Genomic DNA, 20,070 nt, shown 5'->3' on the forward strand with positions numbered 1-20,070 from the left:
GCAAGTGCAGCGTCAGGTGCCGTCGGATTGCTGCGGCAGTGGTGTGGTCGAAGCCGGACGCCAGTCAGGGTTCCAGTCGTTCCAGGCCTCGATGTCCTCGGCGAACGGAGTCCTCCAGGCCAGGGTGCCGAGCAGGGCGACGATGAACTGGGCATCGCTCATTCCGTAGTGCTGCGCTCGCGCCGTCAGCTCGATGTGCAGGCTGGCAGGGATCCCGTCCAGCCAGAAGCCGACGGTCTCGCACTGCTGGCTCACGGCCACCGAGCGCCAGTGGTCGAGGTCGACCTGTCGCTGCAGCGGGTTGTGCAGAAGCTCGTCCAGCGGCGGGTACGGCGCTGCGAACAGCTCAGGATCTTCGAGCAGGGCAAGGGAGATCATCCGCGCGACCTCGGCCGGACGGGTGGAGAAGTTGAGGTCCTGGCCACTGAAGAACTGTTCGCGGACATAGATCGAGGAGAGCATCTGTCGCACTCGCAGCTGTTCGGCAGGCGTGGGGAGATCGTCTTCCTGCACTGGCTGCACCACAAGGCGCTGCCCGACGATGCGAAGCCCGATGAGCTCCCAGCGCTCAACGTCGGGCAGCCATCCCGGCGGGCCCACGAGGGCGTCGAAGCCGGTCTCGGCGCGGCGTACCTCCCCGCTTCCGTCGGCCAGCTGCAGGGGACGAAACGCTGCCAAGTTGAGGAGCGGCTGCACACCAGCGCCGAGCCAGAGGTCGGTGCGACCGCGCAGTGGAGCACGCACCCGGTGGGTGAGCACGTTCCCCTCCAGGAGCGCGAGAGCGTGATCGATCTCCCCGGTCGGACGAGGTACCAGGATCGTCGACGGTTCGATCGCGTCGATCGCCGCCTGCTCGTCGATGCGAGCGTCGCGGAGCTCGAGTCGCGCACGGCGAACCAGCCACTCCAGGCGTTGGGGGCCCTGGTCGAGGACGAGCTCGACGAGCTGGTCGTGCAGACGGTGGTCGATCCTCGCCCGGAAAGCTTCGTCATGTGTCATGGGCCGATGATTGGCCGCGAAGCCGCAGTGCGCATCTCGTCATCCACAGGCACACCAGGGACTCCGCACCTCCCCGGGTTTTCCACAGGGCGAGGAATGCTGCTGGCAGGCGGCGGCGCCACGGACTTGGCTCCAGGTATGCCGAAGTCACGAGGTCGCAAGCGCAAGCCGCACCAGAAGCAGGCACACCAGAAGCAGTCGCATCGCAAGCAGGCGCAGCAGAACAGGTCGCGCCCGGGGAGTCATCCGCGGAGCATGGGTGAGCTGCGGGCGGGCGCGCTCGGTGGCCTCGGCGAGCTGGTGCACGCCACCGACCTCGCCGAGGCGCGCGGGGACGCCCTCACGGCCCTCGAGCTGATCATGAGGGACCTGGACACCGGTCGAGACGACCACTTCTGGCGTCCACTACGGGTGCAGCGACTGATCCAGCTCGTCGCCCTGCGGCCGCTGCTGCCCCGATGGGTGACCTCGCGCTGGATCCTGGACCAGGCGGCCCAATCGCTGCACGAGACGGTCCGCCCCCGTGCCCACAGGGCGATCGAGATCGCCGTCGAGACCAGGGGTGGGGAGGGGACCCTGGTCGGCGTCAACCGGCTCGACGCCCGCGCGAAGGTGATCGACCACGACTGGGTGCATCGGCAGGTCTTCCTCTACGAGCTCGGTGCTCTCCAGCACTTCCTGGCCCGGGTCGCGACGCCGGACCTGATCGCGGGAGCCGACCAGATCCACGACTGGGCCAGCGCAACCATGGGCGCGTTCAGGTTTCTGCACAGGTCTCCCCGAACGCTGACCTGGCTCGACCTGGGGGCGGGGGAGCAGGTCACCGTGCCCAACCTCGGAGGTGCCTCGCTGCTCCTGCCCGACGAGTGCGTGATCGGTCGGCTGGTGCCGATCGAGGGGGGAGCGATGTTCGAGACCGCACCCCTGTTCGTGCCCGACGACGTGGCCCACAGGGTGGCTGACGAACCGGACGGCTGGGTGGCGGCTGTCGCGGAGGCGTGTCGACGGCAGGCTCCGCCGGAGCAACGTGTGCGGACCAGCCCTCACGACTTCCGGATGCTGACCGACGTCCCCCTCGACCTCCAGTACGCCACCATCGGGGCCTTCGTGGAGCACGTCGGAGAGTCGAACCTCGGGGTGGACGCCGGGGACCTCGCCGCGGTGTCGACCGCCTTCGTACGGGCGGCGATCGAGGGGGAGGTGGAGGGGGTCGACTTCGTCGCGGAACCATGGCCCATCGTCGCCGCCACGCTCCTGCACTCGACGGTCATCCCTTCCCTTGCCGGGGGCGTGACCGACTCGGACGCACCCGAGCTGCGTCGGCTGGCCGAGCAGCTGGCGGCACCCGCCGACGCCGTCTGTCGGGTCCTGGCAGGCGAGCAGGGACAGGCCGGGTCCTGACCCGCTGAATCGGACGCGAGTGTTGCTCACTCGCAGCCGATGCCGTCGCCCTCCCGGTCGAGGTGCGAGCCGTAGCCGGGCTGGCCGCGGCGGAGGGGTGCGGCTCCGGCTACGCGGGCGGCGGTGCAGTTCTCGTAGTACACCGAGCCTCCGAGCGGAGGTGTGGCCTTCTCCGGGGCGGGTTCGGGCTCGGCGTCCGGGTCCGTGATGGCCTGGGTGACCGTGGTGGGAGCTCCGGAGTCTGCGGGCACGCGCTCGTCCGGGCAGCTGGTGAGCACCCGCGCGATCGCGGCCTGCTCCGGCGGCGTCACCCAGAGGCCGTACTTCGCCTTGACCGCCACCTGGCGGGCGACGTAGGCGCACCGGTAGCCCTTGTTCGGCGGGAGCCAGGAGGCGGCGTTGCTCGCGCCCTTGCTGCGGTTGGCCGAGGCGTCGACCGGCTCCAGGTTGAGCGGGTCGTTCGCCAGGGCGGCACGCTTCTTGATGTCCCAGCCGAAGGCGCCGGTGACCCACGCGTCCGCCAGCGCGACCACGTGGTCGATGTCGACCAGGGTGCCGTCGCCGCGGACGAACCTGATCGTGGTCGCGGTGTAGGTGTCGGCCAGGACGCCGCTGGTCACGACGCAGTCCTTCGTCCCCGGTCGGTGCACGATCTCGGTGAGGCGCACTCCGAGCATGTCGTTGCGGGTGTCGCAGCCGTTGCGGTCGGCGTCCAGCCAGGCCTGCCCGAACCGCGCCCGGTCGTAGCCGGTCATCGGGGCGCGGCCCTTCACCGGGAGCCGGTCGAGGACGTCACGGGCGCGGTCGGTGTCGCCGCTTTCGGTGTCGCCGGGCTCGGTCGGTGTAGGGGCTGGCGATGTGGCGGGGGTCCGGGACGGCGCCGGCTTGGCGGGGGACGAGGTAGCGGGCGCGCTGGTGTCGTGTGTCGGGCCCTCCTCGAGGGCAAGGCTGCTGCAGCCGGCCAGCAGCACAGCGGCTGCCAGAGCGGTCCCGAGTCCTGCGCTTCTCCGTGGCACGTGCGGACTCTAGGGCCCGTGGTGGCCGACTTGTCGGTGCTCCGCCGTAGGACTGATGTGTGTCTGAGGAGGATCGCCGTGGAAGAGATCACGATCGACCAGTACGCCGAACAGTTCGTGCGCTCCCGGGCCCGCGCACTCACCACTCCACGGAGCGGTGAGTGCCTGGTCTGCTACGTGCTGCGGATGCTCAACGAGTTCGGCTGCGACACCACCCTGCGGTTCGCTCGCGGCTATCGCGACCTGCGTGCACCGCGGGCAACTGCGCTGGAGCATCGGCTCGCGGGGATGGGTGGGTTCTGCGACTGCGAGATCTTCCTCAACGGGATGCGACGTGCACCCCACCTGCGGGACTACGACTCCTACGGTGACGAGGTGGCAGGAGCGGAGCCACCACCCTGTGCCGGGGTGCGCCGCGGTTCCACCCGGGCCTGCGCGAGCTGGGTGCGCCGGGGGCGGGGCTAGGGACCCCGGTGCGCGACCCAGCCACGCGGGTTGCCGGTTACCTGCCCTTCCTGGTGCAGGGATCCCCGACCCGGGCGGTCTGACCGCGGTCGACCACGACCTCCCGAGTGGCGAGCACGCGGCCGTTGCGGTTGCTGCAGGTGAGGTTCCATGCCTCCTTGAGCCCGGAGTAGGTGCCCGGGGTGGGGGAGGCGTAGTCGACCCGACCGGTCCAGTCGGAGGTGGCTCCTCCGCCGTAGTTGACCAACCGGACGGTGTAGGTGCCCGGCGCCGGGTCGATCAGCACTGCCTGCTCGGGGTCGGCCAGGGTGGCCGCAGTCGCGGCCGGCCGGCCCCGGGAGTCGTAGATCTCGACGTCCCAGTCGACCTGGGCGTCGGGCCACTGGATCACGACGGTGGCGGTGCCGTTGTCGTAGGACGGCTGACCCGCCACGGTGAAGGTCGCGGTCTCGTAGGTGCCCTCGGCCGGGGTGCCCGCCGGGTTCACGATCGCCTGGGTCGGCTGCGCGGGACCCTGCGGGTCACGGCCGTAACGTCCCACCACGAGCGGACGGGTGGACGGGTTCACCGCCCAGCGGAACTGCCCGCCCTTCGTCTCGAGGCTCGAGGTGAGGTTGTCGCGGTAGTAGCGCGGGGCAGCGGTAGTCCCGTCGGTTTGGATCACCGGCGAGGTGGCCGTGATGAACGACTTGCTCACGGTCAGCCTCCGGTTCGGACGAGTGCTGCCCACGATGGTGGAGTGCAGCCCGGCGTCCACCGTGGCCTCGGCCATCACGTAGTAGGCCTCGCGATTGCCGCCGTAGCCCGCACCCGCGGCCGGTGCCAGGCCGAGGTACTCGTTCACCACGCCCTGCTGGTACGGCGGGTGGAACTCGTCGGGTCCGATCTCGAAGGTGAACCCGAGCCCGCCGGTGTTCCAGTAGCTCCAGTCCTCGGTGGAGCCGGAGGTGTCATAGAGCTGGAACGAGGCCCAGTTGGCGTAGCCGTTGGCCTCGGTCATGTCCGCACCCAGCTGGCGGTAGACCGGCTCGTCGGGGCTGAACCCGGTCGAGCGGATCGACGGCGGACGCAGGACCAGGTTGGAGTAGGTGTGGTTGGTGATCAGGTTGGTGACCTGGCGCTCCGAGACCAGCTTTCGGACGTTGTCGGTCTCCGGCTCCGACCCGGGCCCGTCCCCGCGGAAGGTGTCCGAGGACCACAGCGGGCTCGCACCGGGGCCACCCCAGAAGCCGGGGTAGTTGCGGTTGAGGTCGGTGCCCCGCAGCCGCCCGGCCGGGTTGTCGGCGCAGGTGCCACCGCGCCGGTCCGCCGGGGTCTGGACCGAGATCGAGCAGTTCTTGCGCTTCATCTCGTAGTCGAACTCGCTGAAGTCGCCCAGGGGCGCGGCTGCACGGGAGATGACGAAGCCGTCGACGTTGACGACCGGAACCACGATGGTTCGCGAGCGCTGCACGATGCGGCGGGTGCGTGCGTCGGTGCGGTAGTTCTCGACCAGGTCGTAGGCGAACTCCATCGCGTGCTCCGCGGATGGCCACTCCCGCGCGTGGTGCGCACCGAGCATCAGGAACACCGGCTTGCCGTCGTTGACCTGACGGGCGTTGGCAGTGATCTCGATGCCACGGACGGCGCGGCCCTCGATCGAGCGGTTGCGCAGGGTCAACGGCTTCACCAGGTTGCGATAGCGGCGGGCCAGCTGGGTCATCTCGCGGTTGTAGTCGTCCAGGTTGCGGTAGGCGGTGCGTCCGCTCGGAAGCGGGGACTGCGCGGTTGCCGCGTCGTAGCGCCGGTCCTTGGCCTGGTTGGACTTCAACCGGGCCTGCAGGTCGGGGATCTTCACGGTCCAGTCGAAGCCGGCCCCGCGGAGACGGGCCGCGTCCTTGCGGCCGTGCAGCACGACCTCGACGCCGGTGGCGTCGCCGTGCTCGGTCATGTCCAGCCCGAGCTTGCTGACCTTGGTCCGCGCCGCCGGGGTTCGCGCCTCGACGTGGACGACCTGGACCTTGCCGGTCTGGTTGCGGCTGGAGCCGACCAGTGGGTCGTCCGGTGCCGCGCTCGCCTGCGTGGACGACAGCGCCGTCGCCACCAGGGTCAGGGCGCCGAGTCCGGCGACGGTCGCGAGACGGCCCCGACGAGGGGGACGTGCTGCGCGGGTGGGGCGGACGTGGTCACTGGACATGGCTGCCTCCCGAGGCGACGAGTGCCTCGAAGGTCCCAGTACCTGCGAGAACTCTCCTCGGCAACCTAGGACCGCTTCCGCGGGGTTGGCAAGAGTCTCGGCAGCGAGACCGGTACTCCTCGACTCCGCCACGAACGGCGAATGAGGCGTATAACGGAGAGCCAGGAGGGCCCATGGACTCGGAACCTGCGGCTGGGAGATCTCGCCGTCTCGGTGACGTGTTGCCCTACGTGCTCGCGGTGATGATGGCCGTGATCCTGGTCGTGGTGACGGTGAGTCGCGGAGGTCCCTCGGACGCGGCGAAGGACACCCTCGGCGGCAAGCAGCTGAAGATCATGGCTCCTGCGGATCCCGGCGGTGGCTGGGACTCCACCGCGCGGGCGATGCAGGCGGCGCTGGAGGGGATCGTCGGACGCAGCGAGGTCTACAACGTGACCGGTGCGGGCGGGACGATCGGCCTGAGCCAGCTGGTGAACTTCGACGGGCAGTCCAACCAGCTGATGGTGATGGGGCTGGTGATGGTCGGCGCGATCGCGGCCAACGACCCCAAGGTGCAGCTCGACGAGGTCACCCCGATCGCCGAGCTGGTCAACGAGGAGCAGCTGGTCGTCGTACCCACCGACTCGCCGATCAAGGACGTCGGCGACCTCGAGGCGGCGATGCGGCGCGACGTCACCAAGGTCGCCTGGGCCGGTGGCTCGGCCGGGGGAGCGGAGCAGATCCTCGCGGGGTTGATCGCCAAGGCGCTGGACCAGGAACCGGGGCAGGTGAACTACATCGCCCACGCCGGCGGCGGGGAAGCGATCGCGACCCTGCTGGCGCGCAAGGACACGGTGGGGGTCTCCAGCGTCTCGGAGTTCCGTCCGCAGATCGAGGCCGGCAAGCTCCGGCCGATCGCCGTAGCGAGCGCGGAGCGCGTCGACCAGCTCGCGGACACCCCCACGCTCAAGGAGAGCGGCATCGACGTGGAGGTGACCAACTGGCGCGGAGTGGTCGCACCGCCGGGGATCACCGACACCCAGCGTGAGGGCCTGCAGGAGATCGTCGAGGAGATGACCACCACGACCTCCTGGAAGGAGACGCTCGAGCGCGAGGGCTGGAAGTCGGTGGTGAAGATCGGACCGGACTTCGACGAGTTCCTCATCGACGAGGTGACGCGGGTCAACGCCGTGGTCGACGAGCTCGGGATCGGGAAGGTGTCGTGATGGCCCAGGAACACCACAGAGGACATGGGACAGAGCGAGCGCCGCTGAACGTCCGCGGCGACCTCGTCGGTCACGAGGGTGCGGAGGAGCTGCACATCGAGGACGAGCGGGCCACGGCGCTGGCGACCCTCGTCCTCGGCGGAGTCCTGGTGCTGGCCGCGATCGCGACGATCACCCAGGCGACCCGGCTGAGCAACAACGGCAACGCGGTCGGTCCGGCCACGGCACCGTGGGTGATCGGCGCGCTGATGCTCGTGGTCTCGGTCCTGATGTGCCTGCGCGGGTGGCGAGAGCTGGCGACGGCCACCCCCGAGGAGCCCGGTCACCAGACCGAGGTGCAGGACTGGAAGCGCCTCGGCGTCCTGCTGGCCGCGCTCGTGGTGTTCGCGCTGGTGAACTCCTTCCTTGGGTACGTCGTCTCGGGGACCCTGCTCTTCGGGGTGACGGCGATCGTGCTCGGCGCCCCGCACCGCGGCAAGGCGTTCGCCTACGGGTTCATCGTGGCCGCGGGCATCTACCTCGTCTTCGACGTGGTCATCGGGATCTCGCTGCCGGCCGCGGTCTGGGGGTTCTAGGGGATGGACTCCTTCTCCTTGCTGATGGACGGGTTCGGGGACGCGCTCACCCCGACCAACCTGCTGCTGGCGCTGGTCGGGGTCACGCTGGGCACACTGGTCGGGGTGCTTCCCGGCATCGGGCCCGCCCTGACCGTGGCGCTGCTGCTGCCGATCACGTTCACCCTGGAGCCGACCGGGGCGCTGATCCTGTTCGCGGGCGTCTACTACGGCGGGATGTACGGCGGCTCCACCACCGCGATCCTGCTGAACACCCCCGGGGAGAGCGCCTCGATGGTGGCGGCCCTGGAGGGCAACAAGATGGCGAAGTCGGGGCGCGCGGCCTCGGCCCTGGCCACCGCCGCCATCGGCTCGTTCGTGGCCGGCACCATCGCCACGATCCTGCTGACCTTCCTGGCCCAGCCCCTGGCCGACGTGGCGGTGAAGTTCACCGCGGCCGACTACGCGGCGCTGATGGCGATCGCCTTCGTCACGGTCGCGACCCTGCTGGGCACCTCGCCGCTCAAGGGCGCGGCCAGCCTGCTGATCGGGCTGACGATCGGGCTGGTCGGCATCGAGACCCAGAGCGGTCAGTCTCGGCTCACCTTCGGGATCCCGACCCTGCTCGACGGCATCGACGTCGTGATCGTCGTGGTCGCGCTGTTCGCGATCGGGGAGGTCTTCCAGCACGCGCTCAAGGGCGGTGGTGGCGGCACGGTGACCCCGCTGGAAGGACGGGCGGTGATGACCCGCGAGGACTGGCGACGCTCCTGGCCCGCGTGGCTGCGTGGGACCGCGTTCGGGTTCCCGATCGGTGCGCTGCCCGCAGGTGGCGCCGAGATCCCGACCTTCCTGTCCTACGCGGCCGAGCGGAAGCTCTCCAAGCACCCCGAGGAGTTCGGGCACGGCGCCATCGAGGGCGTCGCGGGGCCGGAGGCCGCCAACAACGCCGCTGCCGCCGGCGTGCTCGTCCCGCTGCTGACGATCGGCCTGCCCACCTCCGCCACCGCAGCGGTGATCCTGACCGCGTTCCAGTCCTACGGCCTGCAACCGGGTCCGCAGCTGTTCAGCGAGTCCGGGCCGCTCGTCTACGCGCTGCTGGCCAGCCTGTACGTCGGCAACGTGATGCTGCTCGTGCTCAACCTGCCGCTGGCGCGCGTGTGGGCCAAGCTGCTGCAGATCCCGGCCTACGGGATCTACGCGGGGATCATGGTGTTCGCGACGTTGGGCACGTTCGCGACCGGGGGCAACATCGCCGACCTGCTGCTCCTCTACGTGCTCAGCCTGCTGGGCGTGCTGATGGCGCTGGCCAAGGTGCCGGTCGCGCCCGCGATCGTGGGGCTGATCCTCGGCCCGATGTTCGAGGAGCAGGCGCTGCGCGCGGTGCTGCTCGACGGCGGCAGCGTGACCGGCCTGTTCTCGACCACGCTGAGCATCGTGCTGTGGGCGGTCGCCGCCCTCGCGCTGGTGGTGCCGATCGTGCTGGCGCTGCGTCGTCGGGAGTAGCTGCGGTCAAGCCTCAGCGACGGTGAACAGGTCGCCCGGACTGCAGTCCAGGGCATCGCACAGGGCCGTCAGTGTGGAGAACCGGACGGCCTTGGCGCGCTGGTTCTTCAGCACGCTGAGGTTCACGATCGAGACTCCGATGATCTCGGCCAGGGCCGTCAGGGTGAGTCCACGCTGCTCCAGCAGCTCGTCGAGGTGACACACCACTCGGTGTGGTTCCTCCACCGGCATCAGACAAGACCCTCGACATCGTGCTGCAGGCGCGATCCGTGCGCGAACGCCTCGGACAGGGCAGCCGCCAGCATCAGGCCGAGGAAGGTGAGCCCGGAGATGTCGAACGTCACGCTCGTGCTCCCTGCCTCGAGGGCACGTTGCGCCACGACGTCGTCGGCGAACCCCGAGACGAGGGCGAAGCCCACGCTGCCCAGCAGGATCACCACGGCGAGGACCCGCAGTGAGGCAGCGCTCGTGGCGACGAACGGCGTGCCCCGCTGGAGGTTGCGCAGGACCCGCAGCACCTGCCAGGTGGCGAGGCAGACCGCGATCGAGAGCAGTACGCCGGGCAGCAGGACGGCCAGCCAGGTGCCCGTGCCCGCGTCGGGGATCCGGACCGAGATCGCGTCGCCGCCTCTCAGCGAGACCCCGCCTGCGGGGCTCAGGCTTTCCGGCACGTCCGTGGGCCCGAGCCCGTCCAGCTCCCATCGAAGCGATCCTCCAGTCGCCCATCGGACGAGCGGGACGCCGACCGAGGAGACCGCCACCCCCGCGGCGATGAGGAGGAGCAGGGCCCTGGTCAGCCAGAAGTCCGCCCGGTCGTAGGTCGGTAGGCGCATCGGGGGCTCCCGTTCATCGTGAGGCAGTTCATCGAGTCCGAGCTCGCTGCGGCGAGCTCCGTAACGAAAAACGATAACAACGACTAACGATAAGTCAAGGTTTCGGGTGAGGCCTCAGGTCCCACGTGTAGCGACTGGTCGCCACGACGTCGAGGTCGCGGTCGGCGCCCATCGTGGCGACGCTGCCCATCAACCGGGTCAACCGCCGGTCGAGCTCGGCCTGGTCGCCGGCGCTGCCGTAGAAGGCGTGGATGTCGTGCATCGCCTCGGTCGGGAACAGCTCCTCGACGACGGCGTCGATGTCGGGGGTGTCCTCGGTGAGCCTGGTGAGCACTCGGTTCTGCACGTAGCCGAACGTCGCCTGGGTCTCGATCGCGATCTGGGTGTGCGGGCCGTGCCAGTGCGCCAGCCAATCGGCGTACGGCAGGTCGGCGGGGCGGCGCAGGAAGGCCACCTGCGCGAGGCCGTCGAGGCGGACGCCGTAAGGGACCGATGGTGGGTCCAGGGGCACTCGTTCCTCGACCTCCCACGCAGCCAGGCGGCCGGCGTACGGGCGCAGGAGGGAGACGACACCCGCCGGCTCTGCCACAGCCGACGTCCACACCGAGACCACGCACTCCAGCGGGGCATCGAAGTGCTGCAGCCGCAGCACGGTCTCCGGGACGTGGTCGTCGTCGAGGTTCAGCTGTAGCCGCGTGGCACCCGCGGCGTGGAGCCGCTCCCGCAGCTCGGCGCTCGCCAGCGCCGTCCGGTCCGCGTCCCACAGCGCCAGCACCACCTTCATGCGCGCACTCTAGGGCGACCGCGGGCGCTGCGGACCCATCTGGCGGAACCTCTTGTCAGATGGGGTGGCCCGTGCGTTGATGATCCACATGGCATTCGACGTGATCATCAAGGGTGGCCGCTGGTTCGACGGGACCGGCGGGCCGTCCGGCGTTCGCCACCTGGGGATCACCGACGGGCGCGTCGAGGTGGTCTCCGAGACGCCGCTCGACGAGACCGGGTGCGACCGCGTGGTCGACGCGGTCGGGCAGTGGGTGCTCCCGGGGATGGTCGACATCCACACGCACTACGACATCGAGGTGCTCGAGCACCCGGATCTCGTGGAGTCGCTGCGGCACGGGGTGACCACGATCCTGATCGGGTCCTGCTCGCTGTCGACCATCCACGTCGACCCAACGACCGCGGGGGACCTGTTCGGGCGGGTGGAGGCGATCCCGCGCCGGCACGTGATCGAGACGCTCGAGACCCACAAGAACTGGAGCAACGCTCGGGAGTACGTCGCGGCCCTGGAGGCCCTGCCGCTCGGTCCCAACCTCGCCGCGTTCATCGGGCACTCCGACCTGCGCGCCGCCGAGATGGGCCTGGACCGGGCCACCCGCGACGACGTGCGGCCGACCGGGTCGGAGCTGACCAACATGGCGGCGCACCTGAAGGAGGCGCTCGACGAGGGCTTCGTCGGGATGTCGGCGCAGGAGCTGATGTTCGACAAGCTCGACGGCGACACCTGTCGCTCGCGCACGCTGCCCTCGACGTACACCAAGGGCCGGGAGCGTCGCCGCCTGAACGCGCTGCTGCGCGAGCGCGGCCGGGTGCTCCAGGGCGGGCCGGACATCACCTCGGTGAAGAGCATCGCCACGATGACGCTGAACACCCTGCCCCTGGGCCGGGGCGGCTCGAAGCGGGGCCGTCGGAACCTCAAGACCAGCCTGCTCTCGGCGGCCGACATCAAGGCCAACCCCGCGCTGGTGCAGATCATGGGGCCGATCGCGGCGATCATGAACTCGCTCGGCGGGGACTTCAGGTGGCAGCACCTGCCGGTCCCGTTCGAGGTGTACGCCGACGGCATCGACCTGGTGATCTTCGAGGAGTTCGGCTCCGGCGCCGCTGCGCTGCACCTGGCCGACGCGGTGGAGCGCAACGCACTGCTCCAGGACGAGGCCTACCGGCGCCAGTTCCGCAAGGACTACGACGCGAAGTTCGGGATGCGGGTCTGGCACCGCGACTTCTTCGACGCCGAGATCGTGGACTGCCCCGACGACACCGTGATCGGCAAGACCTTCGGCCAGGTCGGCCTCGACCGCGGCGGGCTGCACCCCGTGGACGCGTTCCTCGACCTCGTGGTGGAGCACGGCACCAAGGTCCGCTGGCGTACGACGATCTCCAACCACCGGCCGAAGCTGCTGAAGAAGCTCGGCAAGAGCCCCGGTGTGCAGATCGGGTTCTCCGACGCGGGCGCCCACCTGCGCAACATGGCGTTCTACAACTTCGGGCTGCGATTCCTGCGGCACGTCCGGGACGCCGAGCGTGCCGGCCGCCCGTTCATGACGCTGGAGCACGCGGTGCACCGGCTCACCGGCGAGCTGGGGGAGTGGTACTCCATCGACGCGGGTCACCTGCGCGTGGGCGACCGCGCCGACCTCGTGGTGATCGACCCCGCACACCTCGACGAATCGCTCGACGCGTACGCCGAGGCGCCCGTCCCGGCCTACGACAACCTGCCCCGGATGGTGAACCGCAACGACGCCGCCGTGACCGCCGTGCTCGTCAACGGCCGGCACGTGTTCGGCAACGGGGAGGCCGCGGCGAGCCTGGGCCGGGAGCGGACCGGTCAGTTCCTGCGCGCCCGCTGAGGGGCTGGTGAAGGGCTCTCAGGCGAACGCAGGCATCACCCGGTCGTGGATCAGCTGCAGCTGGGTGTCGACGTCGGGCACGCCCTCGACCTCGCGGCCCATCAGCGCCTTGACCAGGGCCTTGTCGGTGATCGCCAGGATCAGGTGGTTGATGCCGGCGGAGGTGATCTCGCTCTTCAGCTTCTGGGCGCACTCCTCGGGGGTCCCGGCGATGGAGAGGCGCTCGGCGATCTCCGGGGTGGTGAGCTCGATGCCCTTAGCCATGTCCCCGGCGCCGATGGCCTCGATGATCGGAGCCATCTCCTCGGGGTCGACGCCGTTGCGGCGCAGCTGGTCGTGCGGCATCGAGGAGGCGTAGAGGCCGACCATGCTGCGGGCCGCGTCCTTGGCCTTGGCGGAGTCCTCGCCGCACGAGAACACCACCCAGGCACCGAGGTCGAGGTCCTGCACGTCCTTGCCGGCACGCTCGGCGCCGATGGCGCAGTGCTCCATCATGTAGTCGTAGGCCTCGCGGGTGTAGCTCAACGCGTGGTGGCACCCGTCGGAGAACTCCGCGGACACCTCGAACGACTTCGGTCCCTTCATGGCGCCCATCTTCACCGGCAGGTGCTCCTGCACCGGGCGCGCGAAGGTGAACAGGCCGGAGTAGTTGAAGAACTCGCCTTCGTGGGTGATCGTCCCGTCATCGAGAAACTTCCGGATCACCTCGACGCCCTCCTTCACGCGGGAGAGCGGCTTGGTCTGCGTCCAGTCGATGCCGTACTGCGCGAGCAGTCCGAAGTTGCCGCTGGAGAGCACCACCTCGGCACGGCCCCCGGTGAGCTCGTCGAGGGTGGCGGCGGCCTGGGCGATCAGCGTCGGCTCGCGCAGCACCACCCCGGACACACTGGGTCCCATCCGGATCTGGGAGGTCTGGGCCGCAGCGGCGGCGAAGAGCAGCCACAGGTCCTTGTGCCAGGTCTCGTCTGCGGCGTACACGGCGTGGAACCCGAGCTCGTCGGCCTTCTTGATCGATGCCAACGACTCCGTGAGCGGGTAGTCGGGGAGCATCACATAGCTGAACTTCATCTCTTCCTCCTTGTGGACATGCACTACTGGGCCTGACTACTGGGGAAGTCGGTCCGAGTCGGTGGGGATGGCGTCTGCCGTCACGGCGAGCCCTCCTGCGCCTCCACCTCGGCGAGCAGCTCCGAGCCGGTGACCACCTTCTCGGCGAAGTGACGGTGCATCCAGGTGAGGTGGTCGCCCCGGCTGTTCATGATCCGCAGCGAGTCCCAGTTGGGGAACTCCTGCTGGAGCACCCAGCGCTCCATCAGTCGTGGGTCGACCTCGTAGACGTGCTCGTGGGTGGTGATCGCGACGTCGGAGACCCGGGTGGGCTCGGGAGGCGCGAACTGCTCGGCGTAGCGGTAGCCGATCGGCCGGTTCGGGGGCCGGTCCTCATCGGCGGGGGACGAGTCGTTCATCGCGGGTCTCCTGACTCGTAGGCCCGGTCGAGGAGGTACTTCCCGGGGTTCATGATGTTGTTCGGGTCCAGCGTCCGTTTCAGGTCGAGCATCACGTCGTACCCCCGGCCGAGCTCGTCGGGGACGAGGTCGACCTCACCTGCGCGGCAGGACCCGTGGCAGGCGCTGATCGAGCCGTTGTGCGCCAGGGAAACGGCGGCGATGTCGCGCTTGGCCTTGGCCCACATCTCCCACGCGCGGTCGTCGAGCTGTTGCTCCCAGATGCCGACGTCGATCTCGGTCAGGTAGTCCACGCCGGTGTTGCCCGAGGTGTAGGCGAACATGCCCCAGTCGTCGAAGACGTCGGTACGACGACGCAGGTCCGCGACGATCTCGTGCCAGGCCTTCGAGACCGACGGCAGGTTCGTGTAGTTGATCGCGGCGTCCTCGCAGTGCCAGCTCATCGGCACCACCTGGCCGGCCTTGGTGCGGCCGTGCAGGGGAGTGGCGTAGCGGTCGTGGCGCGCGGCCCAGTCGCCCTCGGAGATCTCGTCGCCGAGGTAGCGCGCCCCATGCTCCTTCGCGATCCGGAAGAGCCGCTTGCCTGCGGGGCGCACCTCGTCCTCGTAGCCGTACATCACTGCGCACACCAGGGCGCGCACGTCGCCGGGCTGGGGGATGTAGGCCTCGTCGTCGCGGCGCAGGTAGGCGACCTTCCACTCGTCGAAGAGCACGGCGCCGGCGAAGGTCGCCACCCCTGCGCGGGCCAGCGCCCCGACGCACCGGTAGGCGTCGTCGTAGTTGTCGAACGCCCAGAACGGGGAGAGCTCCGCCTCCGGCTTGGGGAACAGCTTGAGGGTGGCTTCGGTGGCGATCCCGAGCGTGCCCTGGTGGCCCATGAACAGGTGCTTGAGCTGGTAGCCGCTGGAGGACTTGGTGACCTTGTGGCCGATGCCGTCCCCGACGTGCATCACCTCCCCGGTGGGCAGGACGTGGTCGAAGCTGAGCACCAGGTCGCGGGTGTGCCCGTAGCGCGAGCCGATCAACGACCACCCGCTGGTGCCGATCCGGCCACCGACCAGGGAGCAGGGGTACGACGCCGGGTCGTCGGGGTAGAACAAGCCGTGCCTCGCCAGCTCCTCGTTGAGCTTGAGCATGTTGATGCCGGTGCCGACGGTCACCGTGCGGTTCTCGAGATCGAGCTCGGTGATCGCGTTCATCCGCTTGACGTCGACCACGATCCCGCCGTGCAGGGGGACGGCGCCGTCGGTCAGGCCGGTGCCGCCGTCGCGGGGCACCACCGGCACGCGCAGGTCGTTGGCGATGCGTACGACGCCCGCGACCTCCGCGGTGCTCGTGGGCAGCACGGCGAGGTCGGGCAACCGCTCGGCCCAGCGGTGCACCGGGAACGGCGCCGGCACCCGCGCCCGGTTGTAGCGGTCGGGCTTGGAGGTGAGGATCTGCTCGTCACGCAGGACGGTGCGCAGCGCGGTGACCAGCTCGTCGAGACGCTCCACCGCGATGGTCATGACGCCCCGTCCCCGTCCCCGTCGAGTGTCCCGTCGAGTGTCCGGTCGACCGGCCCGTGGACCGTGCCGTCGGTGGAGCCGCCGACGGTGATGCCCAGCGACTCCGCGAGCAGCTCGTGGATGTCGACGACGTCGATGTTCGCTGCCTGCCCGGCCTCGGTCAGTGGCCGCTCTGACCAGGGGCAGGCGCTGACCAGGGTGTCCACCTCGAGGGCCGCTGCCTTCTCGACCCGGCCGGCCGAGATGGCCGCGGTGAGCTCGGGCTTCTCCACGGGGAGCCCGCCACCTCCGCCCGAGCAGTAGGACCACTGGGTCACCCGGTCGACGTCGGTGAAGTCGAGGCCCGGGATCGACCGGAGCACCTCCCGCGGCTCCTTCCAGATGCCCTTGCGCTTGTTGAGCCGACAGGGGTCGTGGTAGGTGATCGCCCGCTCGATCGGCACCGACGGCGTCAACCTGCCCTCCCGGATCAGCTCCGCGAACAGCTCCACGACGAGCACGACCTCGATGTCGAAGTCGGCCCCGAAGTACTTCGGGTAGTCCTCGGTGAACGAGATGTAGTCGTGCGGGTCGAGCACGAGCACCCGCCGGGTGCCGGTGGCGTGCCAGTTGTCCAGGTTGTGCTGGGCGAACCGCTTCGCCTGGTCGACGTACCCCATCTCGGCGGCGGGGCCGCCGCAGCACCACTGCTCGCCCATCAGCCCGAACTCGTACCCCGCCTGCTGCAGGATCTGGGCGACCGCGCGTGGCACCGAGGTGCGGTAGAAGGCCGCCTCGCAGTCCACGAACAGCACCGTCTCGCCACCGATCGGGAGGGCGAGGCCCTCGGACCAGTCCCGGACGTGCTCCTGGCTGACCGGGGTCTCGCCCAGACTCGACACACCCAGCACGGGTTCGTGGGTGAGCTCGTCGGTGCGTGCGTTCCACGACTTCCACCCCGGCTGGTGCACGCCGCTCTCCACGGCGAACGCGCGCACGGCCTTGACCACGTCGACCGTGCGGGTGCGGAAGCGGTAGAAGTCGCCGGTGAACAAGGTGTTGGGGCAGCGCAGCTCGCAGGCACCGCACTGGGTGCAGTTCACGTAGTCGGAGGCGACCTCCTCGATGGTCATCTCGCCCTTGTCCATCGCCACGACGTTGGCGTGGAAGGCGGTGGGGGTCCACGACTCGTTGCGGGTCACCTGAGTGACCGGGCAGACCTCGCGGCAGAACTTGTGGCCCGAGGAGAAGCAGTTGTAGGACGCGTTGCGCCACTGCTCGGTGAACTCCTCGGTGGGGGTTGGCTCGAGGGGGAGGAGGTGCTCGCGGGCGATCTCCTCCGGGATCACCTCGAGCTCGGCGGGGTTGTCGCGCATTCCGGGGGTGAAGGGCGCGGCGAGCGGGTCAGGAACAGGATCCGACGGACCGTGCCGGTCGAGCTGCGTCATGCGAGCCTCCTGCGGACTGTGTGATGTGGGTCACAGTCATGGCAAGATAAGACCGTAGAGAGCCCGGCACAAGGGAGCGCACGCGGGAGCGGGGCAGCAGTCAGCCGGCGTTCAGCCGGGGGTCACGTTCACCTGACGACGTCGTAGACCAGCTTCTGGATGCCGTTGCGGTAGGACTCGCTCTCGGCCAGCGACAGCAGCTGCTTGTCCTTGTCGGCGGTGCTGAACAGCCGCTTCCCGGCGCCGAGCAGGACCGGGAAGACCAGCAGGTGGTAGCGGTCGACCAGGCCGGCGTCGGCCAGGCTGGCGCCGAGCTTCGCGCTGCCGTGGATGCTGATCGGGCCGCCGTCGGTCTCCTTGACCGCGGCGACGTCGTCGGTCGAGCGCAGGATGGTGGTCTCGCCCCAGTTGGTGACCAGGTCCTCCTCGCGCAGGGTGGTGGACACGACGTACTTCGGCATCGCGTTGTACTGCGGGAAGTAGTCCAGCGAGGGCCACACCGGCGCGAACGCCTCGTAGCTGACCCGGCCCATCATCATCGCCGCGGCCTCGTCCTGCTCGCGGCCCTTGATCTCGTAGGCCTCGTCCACGTGCTCGATGTCGCGGAAGGTCCAGCCGGTGTTGCGGTAGCCCTCCTCGCCTCCGGGCGCCTCCATCACGCCGTCGAGGGAGATGAAGGCGGTGACGAAGATCTGGCGCACGATTTCCTCCTGAGCGGTGTCTGATGCCTGACTACACGACGAAGCGCGAGTCGTCGACAGTCAGACCGGCAGAAGTCGCGGAACTAAGCGGCGACGCTCAGCTCCCTTCGCGTCTTGATCCAGCCGTCGATGCTGTCCCACACCCAGATCCCGAGGGCCCCGACCACGACTCCGGCATTGACCAGGCCGGGGTCGAACTCGGGCCAGCTGCTCTGGACCTCGGCGACCATCGCCGGGTTCAGCAGCCGGTCGGTGGCCGCGAGGTAGACGAACGGGGCCGCGAAGACGGCGCCCAGCACGACGTTGACGGTCGCGAGCGCCGGGGACCAGCCGGAGAGGCGGTACTTCAGGACCTCGAAGACGGCCTCGGCAGCGAGGAGCACGAAGATCAACGGGAGCCAGAAGGTCCACAGGTCGGGATCGAGCACGGGGATGTCGTCGCCGATGTGCGACCCGAAGTGCTGCCAGACCAGTGCGGCTCCGAGGAGCCCGATCCACACCAGGGTGGAGACCAGCTCACCCAACGAGCCGTGCGCTCCGCGGGGGAGCTCGGGCAGCTGCTCGGGCTCCCAGTCGACCTTCATCGTGTCGCGCAGGTCGTCGGTCGAGATGCCTCGTTCGGTGAGCACGAAGGCCAGGGTGACCCAGAAGAAGACGTGCAGGGCGACAGTGAGGGACACCCAGACGGTTTCGCCGATGACCCCGCCGATGGAGCTGCCGTCGATGGTCGCGATGACCGCGATGACGACCGCCACGACGGGGACGATCGAGGAGAGCAGTGGCTTGAGCACCCGTACGTAGGCCGGGTAGAGCTCCGGCCCGATCAGGTACAGCCGCCTCCCGGTGTAGCCGGCCGTCAGCCGGTCAGGGTCGCCGAGCTCCTCGAGTGCGGCGTACTCCGCCCGGCTCGCCGGCAGTCCCGAGGTGAGCTGCAGCGACTCCACCCGGTCGGTGATGCTCGCGCGCAGCTCCTCGGCCACGTCGGCGCGCTGGTCCTCGGGCAGGGTGCGGGTGACGGCGTGGACGTACCTCTCGGTGAGGTCGGAACGCCCGGGGGACTGGTCCTGGGTCTGCATCTGGGTCACCTCAGCTTCTCGATCGATGTGTGCAGGGCCTGCCACTCGTCGAGTAGGTCCTGCAGCAGGGCCTCTCCCTCCGCGCTGACCCGGTAGAACTTGCGCGGCCGCGACTCCTCGGTGTTCCACTCACTGGTGAGCAGTCCCTGCTTCTCGAGGCGTCGCAGCAGCGGGTACAGCGTGTTCCCGTCCACCCCGAACCCCGCCTCGGCGAGGGACTCCAGCAGGGCATAGCCGTACGTCGGACGCCGCAGCGTCGCGAGTGCGGCCATCACCACGGTGCCGCGGCGCAGCTCCTGCAGGTGTGCGGCGAGGACGTCGTCTGGCATGTGCTGAACATTAGTGTGTCTCACACACCATTGTCCAGAGCGCTACACCAGACGACGTACTGACGATCGATCGAGCCGGTCCCGCCGGCTCAGCGCACCCCGATGCGCTTGGAGCAGGACGGCCAGGCGCGCCAGCCCTGGTTGTTCTTGATCCGCTTGGCGACGCGGACCTGCTGGCGCTTGGTGGCCTTGTGGGCGTTGGAGGCGTACTTCTTGCCGCCGTGCCCGCGCCAGGTGCGCGGGCTGATCTGGAGCCCGCCGTAGTAGCCGTTGCCGGTGTTGACGTGCCAGCGGCCGCCGGACTCGCACTTGGCCAGCCGGGTCCAGGTCTTCATCGTGGCGGCCTCGGCCGGCGCGACCAGGCTTCCCCCGATGAGGATGGCGGTGGTGAACGCGACCAGGAGGGTCGCTGAGAGCGTGCGCATGCGCATGGGTGGTTCCTCCGTGCGCCTGCGAGGTTAGCTGTCGGGTTCGGGCTGAAGGTGCCCGGCCAAAGGTGATGGCTTCACCCCAGAGGGTCGTGTCTCCACGACCCGGGAAAGTGGGTTCCCCGCTCTTGTCCGCTGATTGGTAGAGGGCCCTCCGCGCGGACAGGACTCGGCGACGACGGGGGCGTCCCGGTCCTCCGGGACGCGTCACCTTAGGCGCAGCCTCCTGAGGCGGGCAAGCCCACGGGGCGATCGGCGTTTCGGCAGTCTCCGAGCCACCCGTACAGTTCGAAGCGACCAAGAAGACTGTGCGAAGCGACCAGAAAGTCAGCCGCCGCCCGGGTGCG

Annotated in this window: 20 protein-coding genes and 1 riboswitch; of the genes, 6 read left to right on the top strand and 14 right to left on the bottom strand. The window is 69.4% G+C overall.

The genetic code is table 11. The annotated features are described in order from the left end of the window. Positions 1-12: 12 nt before the first annotated feature. Positions 13-999, bottom strand: a complete 987-nt coding sequence (locus tag AC4BGC_RS04015; protein WP_490554450.1) for a hypothetical protein — start codon at positions 997-999, stop codon at positions 13-15. A 138-nt stretch (positions 1,000-1,137) separates the two neighbouring features. On the opposite strand from AC4BGC_RS04015, the gene AC4BGC_RS04020 reads away from it, so the two are divergent. Then, a complete protein-coding gene (locus tag AC4BGC_RS04020) occupies positions 1,138-2,400 on the top strand; it encodes a hypothetical protein (RefSeq protein ID WP_490554451.1) in 1,263 nt (420 codons plus the stop codon). A 26-nt stretch (positions 2,401-2,426) separates the two neighbouring features. Here AC4BGC_RS04020 and AC4BGC_RS04025 read toward each other — a convergent pair whose 3' ends face one another. Beyond that, on the bottom strand, positions 2,427-3,416 hold the full coding sequence (locus AC4BGC_RS04025; protein ID WP_490554453.1) for a GmrSD restriction endonuclease domain-containing protein: 990 nt from the start codon (positions 3,414-3,416) through the stop codon (positions 2,427-2,429). 78 nt (positions 3,417-3,494) lie between these two features. On the opposite strand from AC4BGC_RS04025, the gene AC4BGC_RS04030 reads away from it, so the two are divergent. Further along, positions 3,495-3,881 carry a DUF2695 domain-containing protein gene (locus tag AC4BGC_RS04030; protein ID WP_490554454.1) on the top strand — a complete coding sequence of 129 codons (387 nt, stop codon included), beginning with the start codon at positions 3,495-3,497 and terminating at the stop codon, positions 3,879-3,881. A gap of 37 nt (positions 3,882-3,918) precedes the next feature. Here the strand turns inward: AC4BGC_RS04030 and AC4BGC_RS04035 are convergent, their stop codons facing one another. Continuing rightward, positions 3,919-6,057 carry a M14 family metallopeptidase gene (locus AC4BGC_RS04035; protein WP_490554456.1) on the bottom strand — a complete coding sequence of 713 codons (2,139 nt, stop codon included), beginning with the start codon at positions 6,055-6,057 and terminating at the stop codon, positions 3,919-3,921. A gap of 173 nt (positions 6,058-6,230) precedes the next feature. Between AC4BGC_RS04035 and AC4BGC_RS04040 the strand changes: the two genes are divergently transcribed. From AC4BGC_RS04040 to AC4BGC_RS04050, 3 genes are read left to right on the top strand one after another with little or no spacing between them, the layout of a single operon-like run. Further along, complete coding sequence (locus tag AC4BGC_RS04040; RefSeq protein WP_490554457.1) at positions 6,231-7,262, top strand: Bug family tripartite tricarboxylate transporter substrate binding protein; 1,032 nt, start codon at positions 6,231-6,233, stop codon at positions 7,260-7,262. Further along, entirely contained in the window at positions 7,262-7,837 is a 576-nt protein-coding gene (locus AC4BGC_RS04045) for a tripartite tricarboxylate transporter TctB family protein (RefSeq protein WP_490554459.1), read from the top strand. The genes AC4BGC_RS04040 and AC4BGC_RS04045 overlap by 1 nt, the downstream gene beginning before the upstream one ends. A 3-nt stretch (positions 7,838-7,840) precedes the next feature. Then, the gene (locus tag AC4BGC_RS04050) at positions 7,841-9,322 is read left to right on the top strand and encodes a tripartite tricarboxylate transporter permease (protein ID WP_490545920.1); all 1,482 of its coding nucleotides are present in this window, start codon (positions 7,841-7,843) and stop codon (positions 9,320-9,322) included. Positions 9,323-9,328: 6 nt separating this feature from the next. Here AC4BGC_RS04050 and AC4BGC_RS04055 read toward each other — a convergent pair whose 3' ends face one another. The 3 genes from AC4BGC_RS04055 to AC4BGC_RS04065 all read right to left on the bottom strand — a co-directional run bounded on the left by AC4BGC_RS04055 (position 9,329) and on the right by AC4BGC_RS04065 (position 10,939). Further along, entirely contained in the window at positions 9,329-9,553 is a 225-nt protein-coding gene (locus AC4BGC_RS04055) for a helix-turn-helix domain-containing protein (RefSeq protein WP_490545918.1), read from the bottom strand. Further along, positions 9,553-10,155 carry a DUF2975 domain-containing protein gene (locus tag AC4BGC_RS04060; protein WP_490554460.1) on the bottom strand — a complete coding sequence of 201 codons (603 nt, stop codon included), beginning with the start codon at positions 10,153-10,155 and terminating at the stop codon, positions 9,553-9,555. Before AC4BGC_RS04060 ends, AC4BGC_RS04055 begins: the two co-directional genes overlap by 1 nt. A gap of 94 nt (positions 10,156-10,249) precedes the next feature. Further along, complete coding sequence (locus tag AC4BGC_RS04065; RefSeq protein ID WP_490554461.1) at positions 10,250-10,939, bottom strand: hypothetical protein; 690 nt, start codon at positions 10,937-10,939, stop codon at positions 10,250-10,252. Positions 10,940-11,027: 88 nt separating this feature from the next. On the opposite strand from AC4BGC_RS04065, the gene AC4BGC_RS04070 reads away from it, so the two are divergent. Further along, positions 11,028-12,788 (top strand): N-acyl-D-amino-acid deacylase family protein, encoded by a 1,761-nt coding sequence (locus tag AC4BGC_RS04070; RefSeq protein WP_490554462.1) that lies wholly within the window; start codon positions 11,028-11,030, stop codon positions 12,786-12,788. A gap of 18 nt (positions 12,789-12,806) precedes the next feature. On the opposite strand, the gene AC4BGC_RS04075 is transcribed toward AC4BGC_RS04070, so the two are convergent. The 8 genes from AC4BGC_RS04075 to AC4BGC_RS04110 all read right to left on the bottom strand — a co-directional run bounded on the left by AC4BGC_RS04075 (position 12,807) and on the right by AC4BGC_RS04110 (position 19,726). Further along, the gene (locus AC4BGC_RS04075) at positions 12,807-13,856 is read right to left on the bottom strand and encodes an LLM class flavin-dependent oxidoreductase (protein WP_490554463.1); all 1,050 of its coding nucleotides are present in this window, start codon (positions 13,854-13,856) and stop codon (positions 12,807-12,809) included. Positions 13,857-13,936: 80 nt separating this feature from the next. Next, a complete protein-coding gene (locus AC4BGC_RS04080) occupies positions 13,937-14,254 on the bottom strand; it encodes a hypothetical protein (RefSeq protein ID WP_490554465.1) in 318 nt (105 codons plus the stop codon). Then, positions 14,251-15,762, bottom strand: coding sequence for an FAD-binding oxidoreductase (locus AC4BGC_RS04085; protein ID WP_490554467.1), 1,512 nt, complete (start codon positions 15,760-15,762; stop codon positions 14,251-14,253). Before AC4BGC_RS04085 ends, AC4BGC_RS04080 begins: the two co-directional genes overlap by 4 nt. After that, entirely contained in the window at positions 15,759-17,189 is a 1,431-nt protein-coding gene (locus tag AC4BGC_RS04090; RefSeq protein WP_490554469.1) for a (Fe-S)-binding protein, read from the bottom strand. The genes AC4BGC_RS04085 and AC4BGC_RS04090 overlap by 4 nt, the downstream gene beginning before the upstream one ends. 128 nt (positions 17,190-17,317) lie before the next feature. After that, positions 17,318-17,890, bottom strand: a complete 573-nt coding sequence (locus tag AC4BGC_RS04095; protein ID WP_490554470.1) for a dihydrofolate reductase family protein — start codon at positions 17,888-17,890, stop codon at positions 17,318-17,320. Between the two features lie 83 nt (positions 17,891-17,973). Next, positions 17,974-18,966 carry a permease prefix domain 1-containing protein gene (locus AC4BGC_RS04100; protein ID WP_490555712.1) on the bottom strand — a complete coding sequence of 331 codons (993 nt, stop codon included), beginning with the start codon at positions 18,964-18,966 and terminating at the stop codon, positions 17,974-17,976. Between the two features lie 5 nt (positions 18,967-18,971). Then, a complete protein-coding gene (locus AC4BGC_RS04105) occupies positions 18,972-19,295 on the bottom strand; it encodes a PadR family transcriptional regulator (RefSeq protein WP_490554471.1) in 324 nt (107 codons plus the stop codon). 89 nt (positions 19,296-19,384) lie between these two features. Next, positions 19,385-19,726 (bottom strand): transglycosylase family protein, encoded by a 342-nt coding sequence (locus tag AC4BGC_RS04110; RefSeq protein ID WP_490545900.1) that lies wholly within the window; start codon positions 19,724-19,726, stop codon positions 19,385-19,387. A 4-nt stretch (positions 19,727-19,730) separates the two neighbouring features. Continuing rightward, a riboswitch (cyclic di-AMP (ydaO/yuaA leader) is annotated at positions 19,731-19,878 on the bottom strand. Positions 19,879-20,070: the final 192 nt, after the last annotated feature.

The sequence above is a fragment of the Nocardioides sp. Z38_18 genome (genome assembly GCF_058215695.1).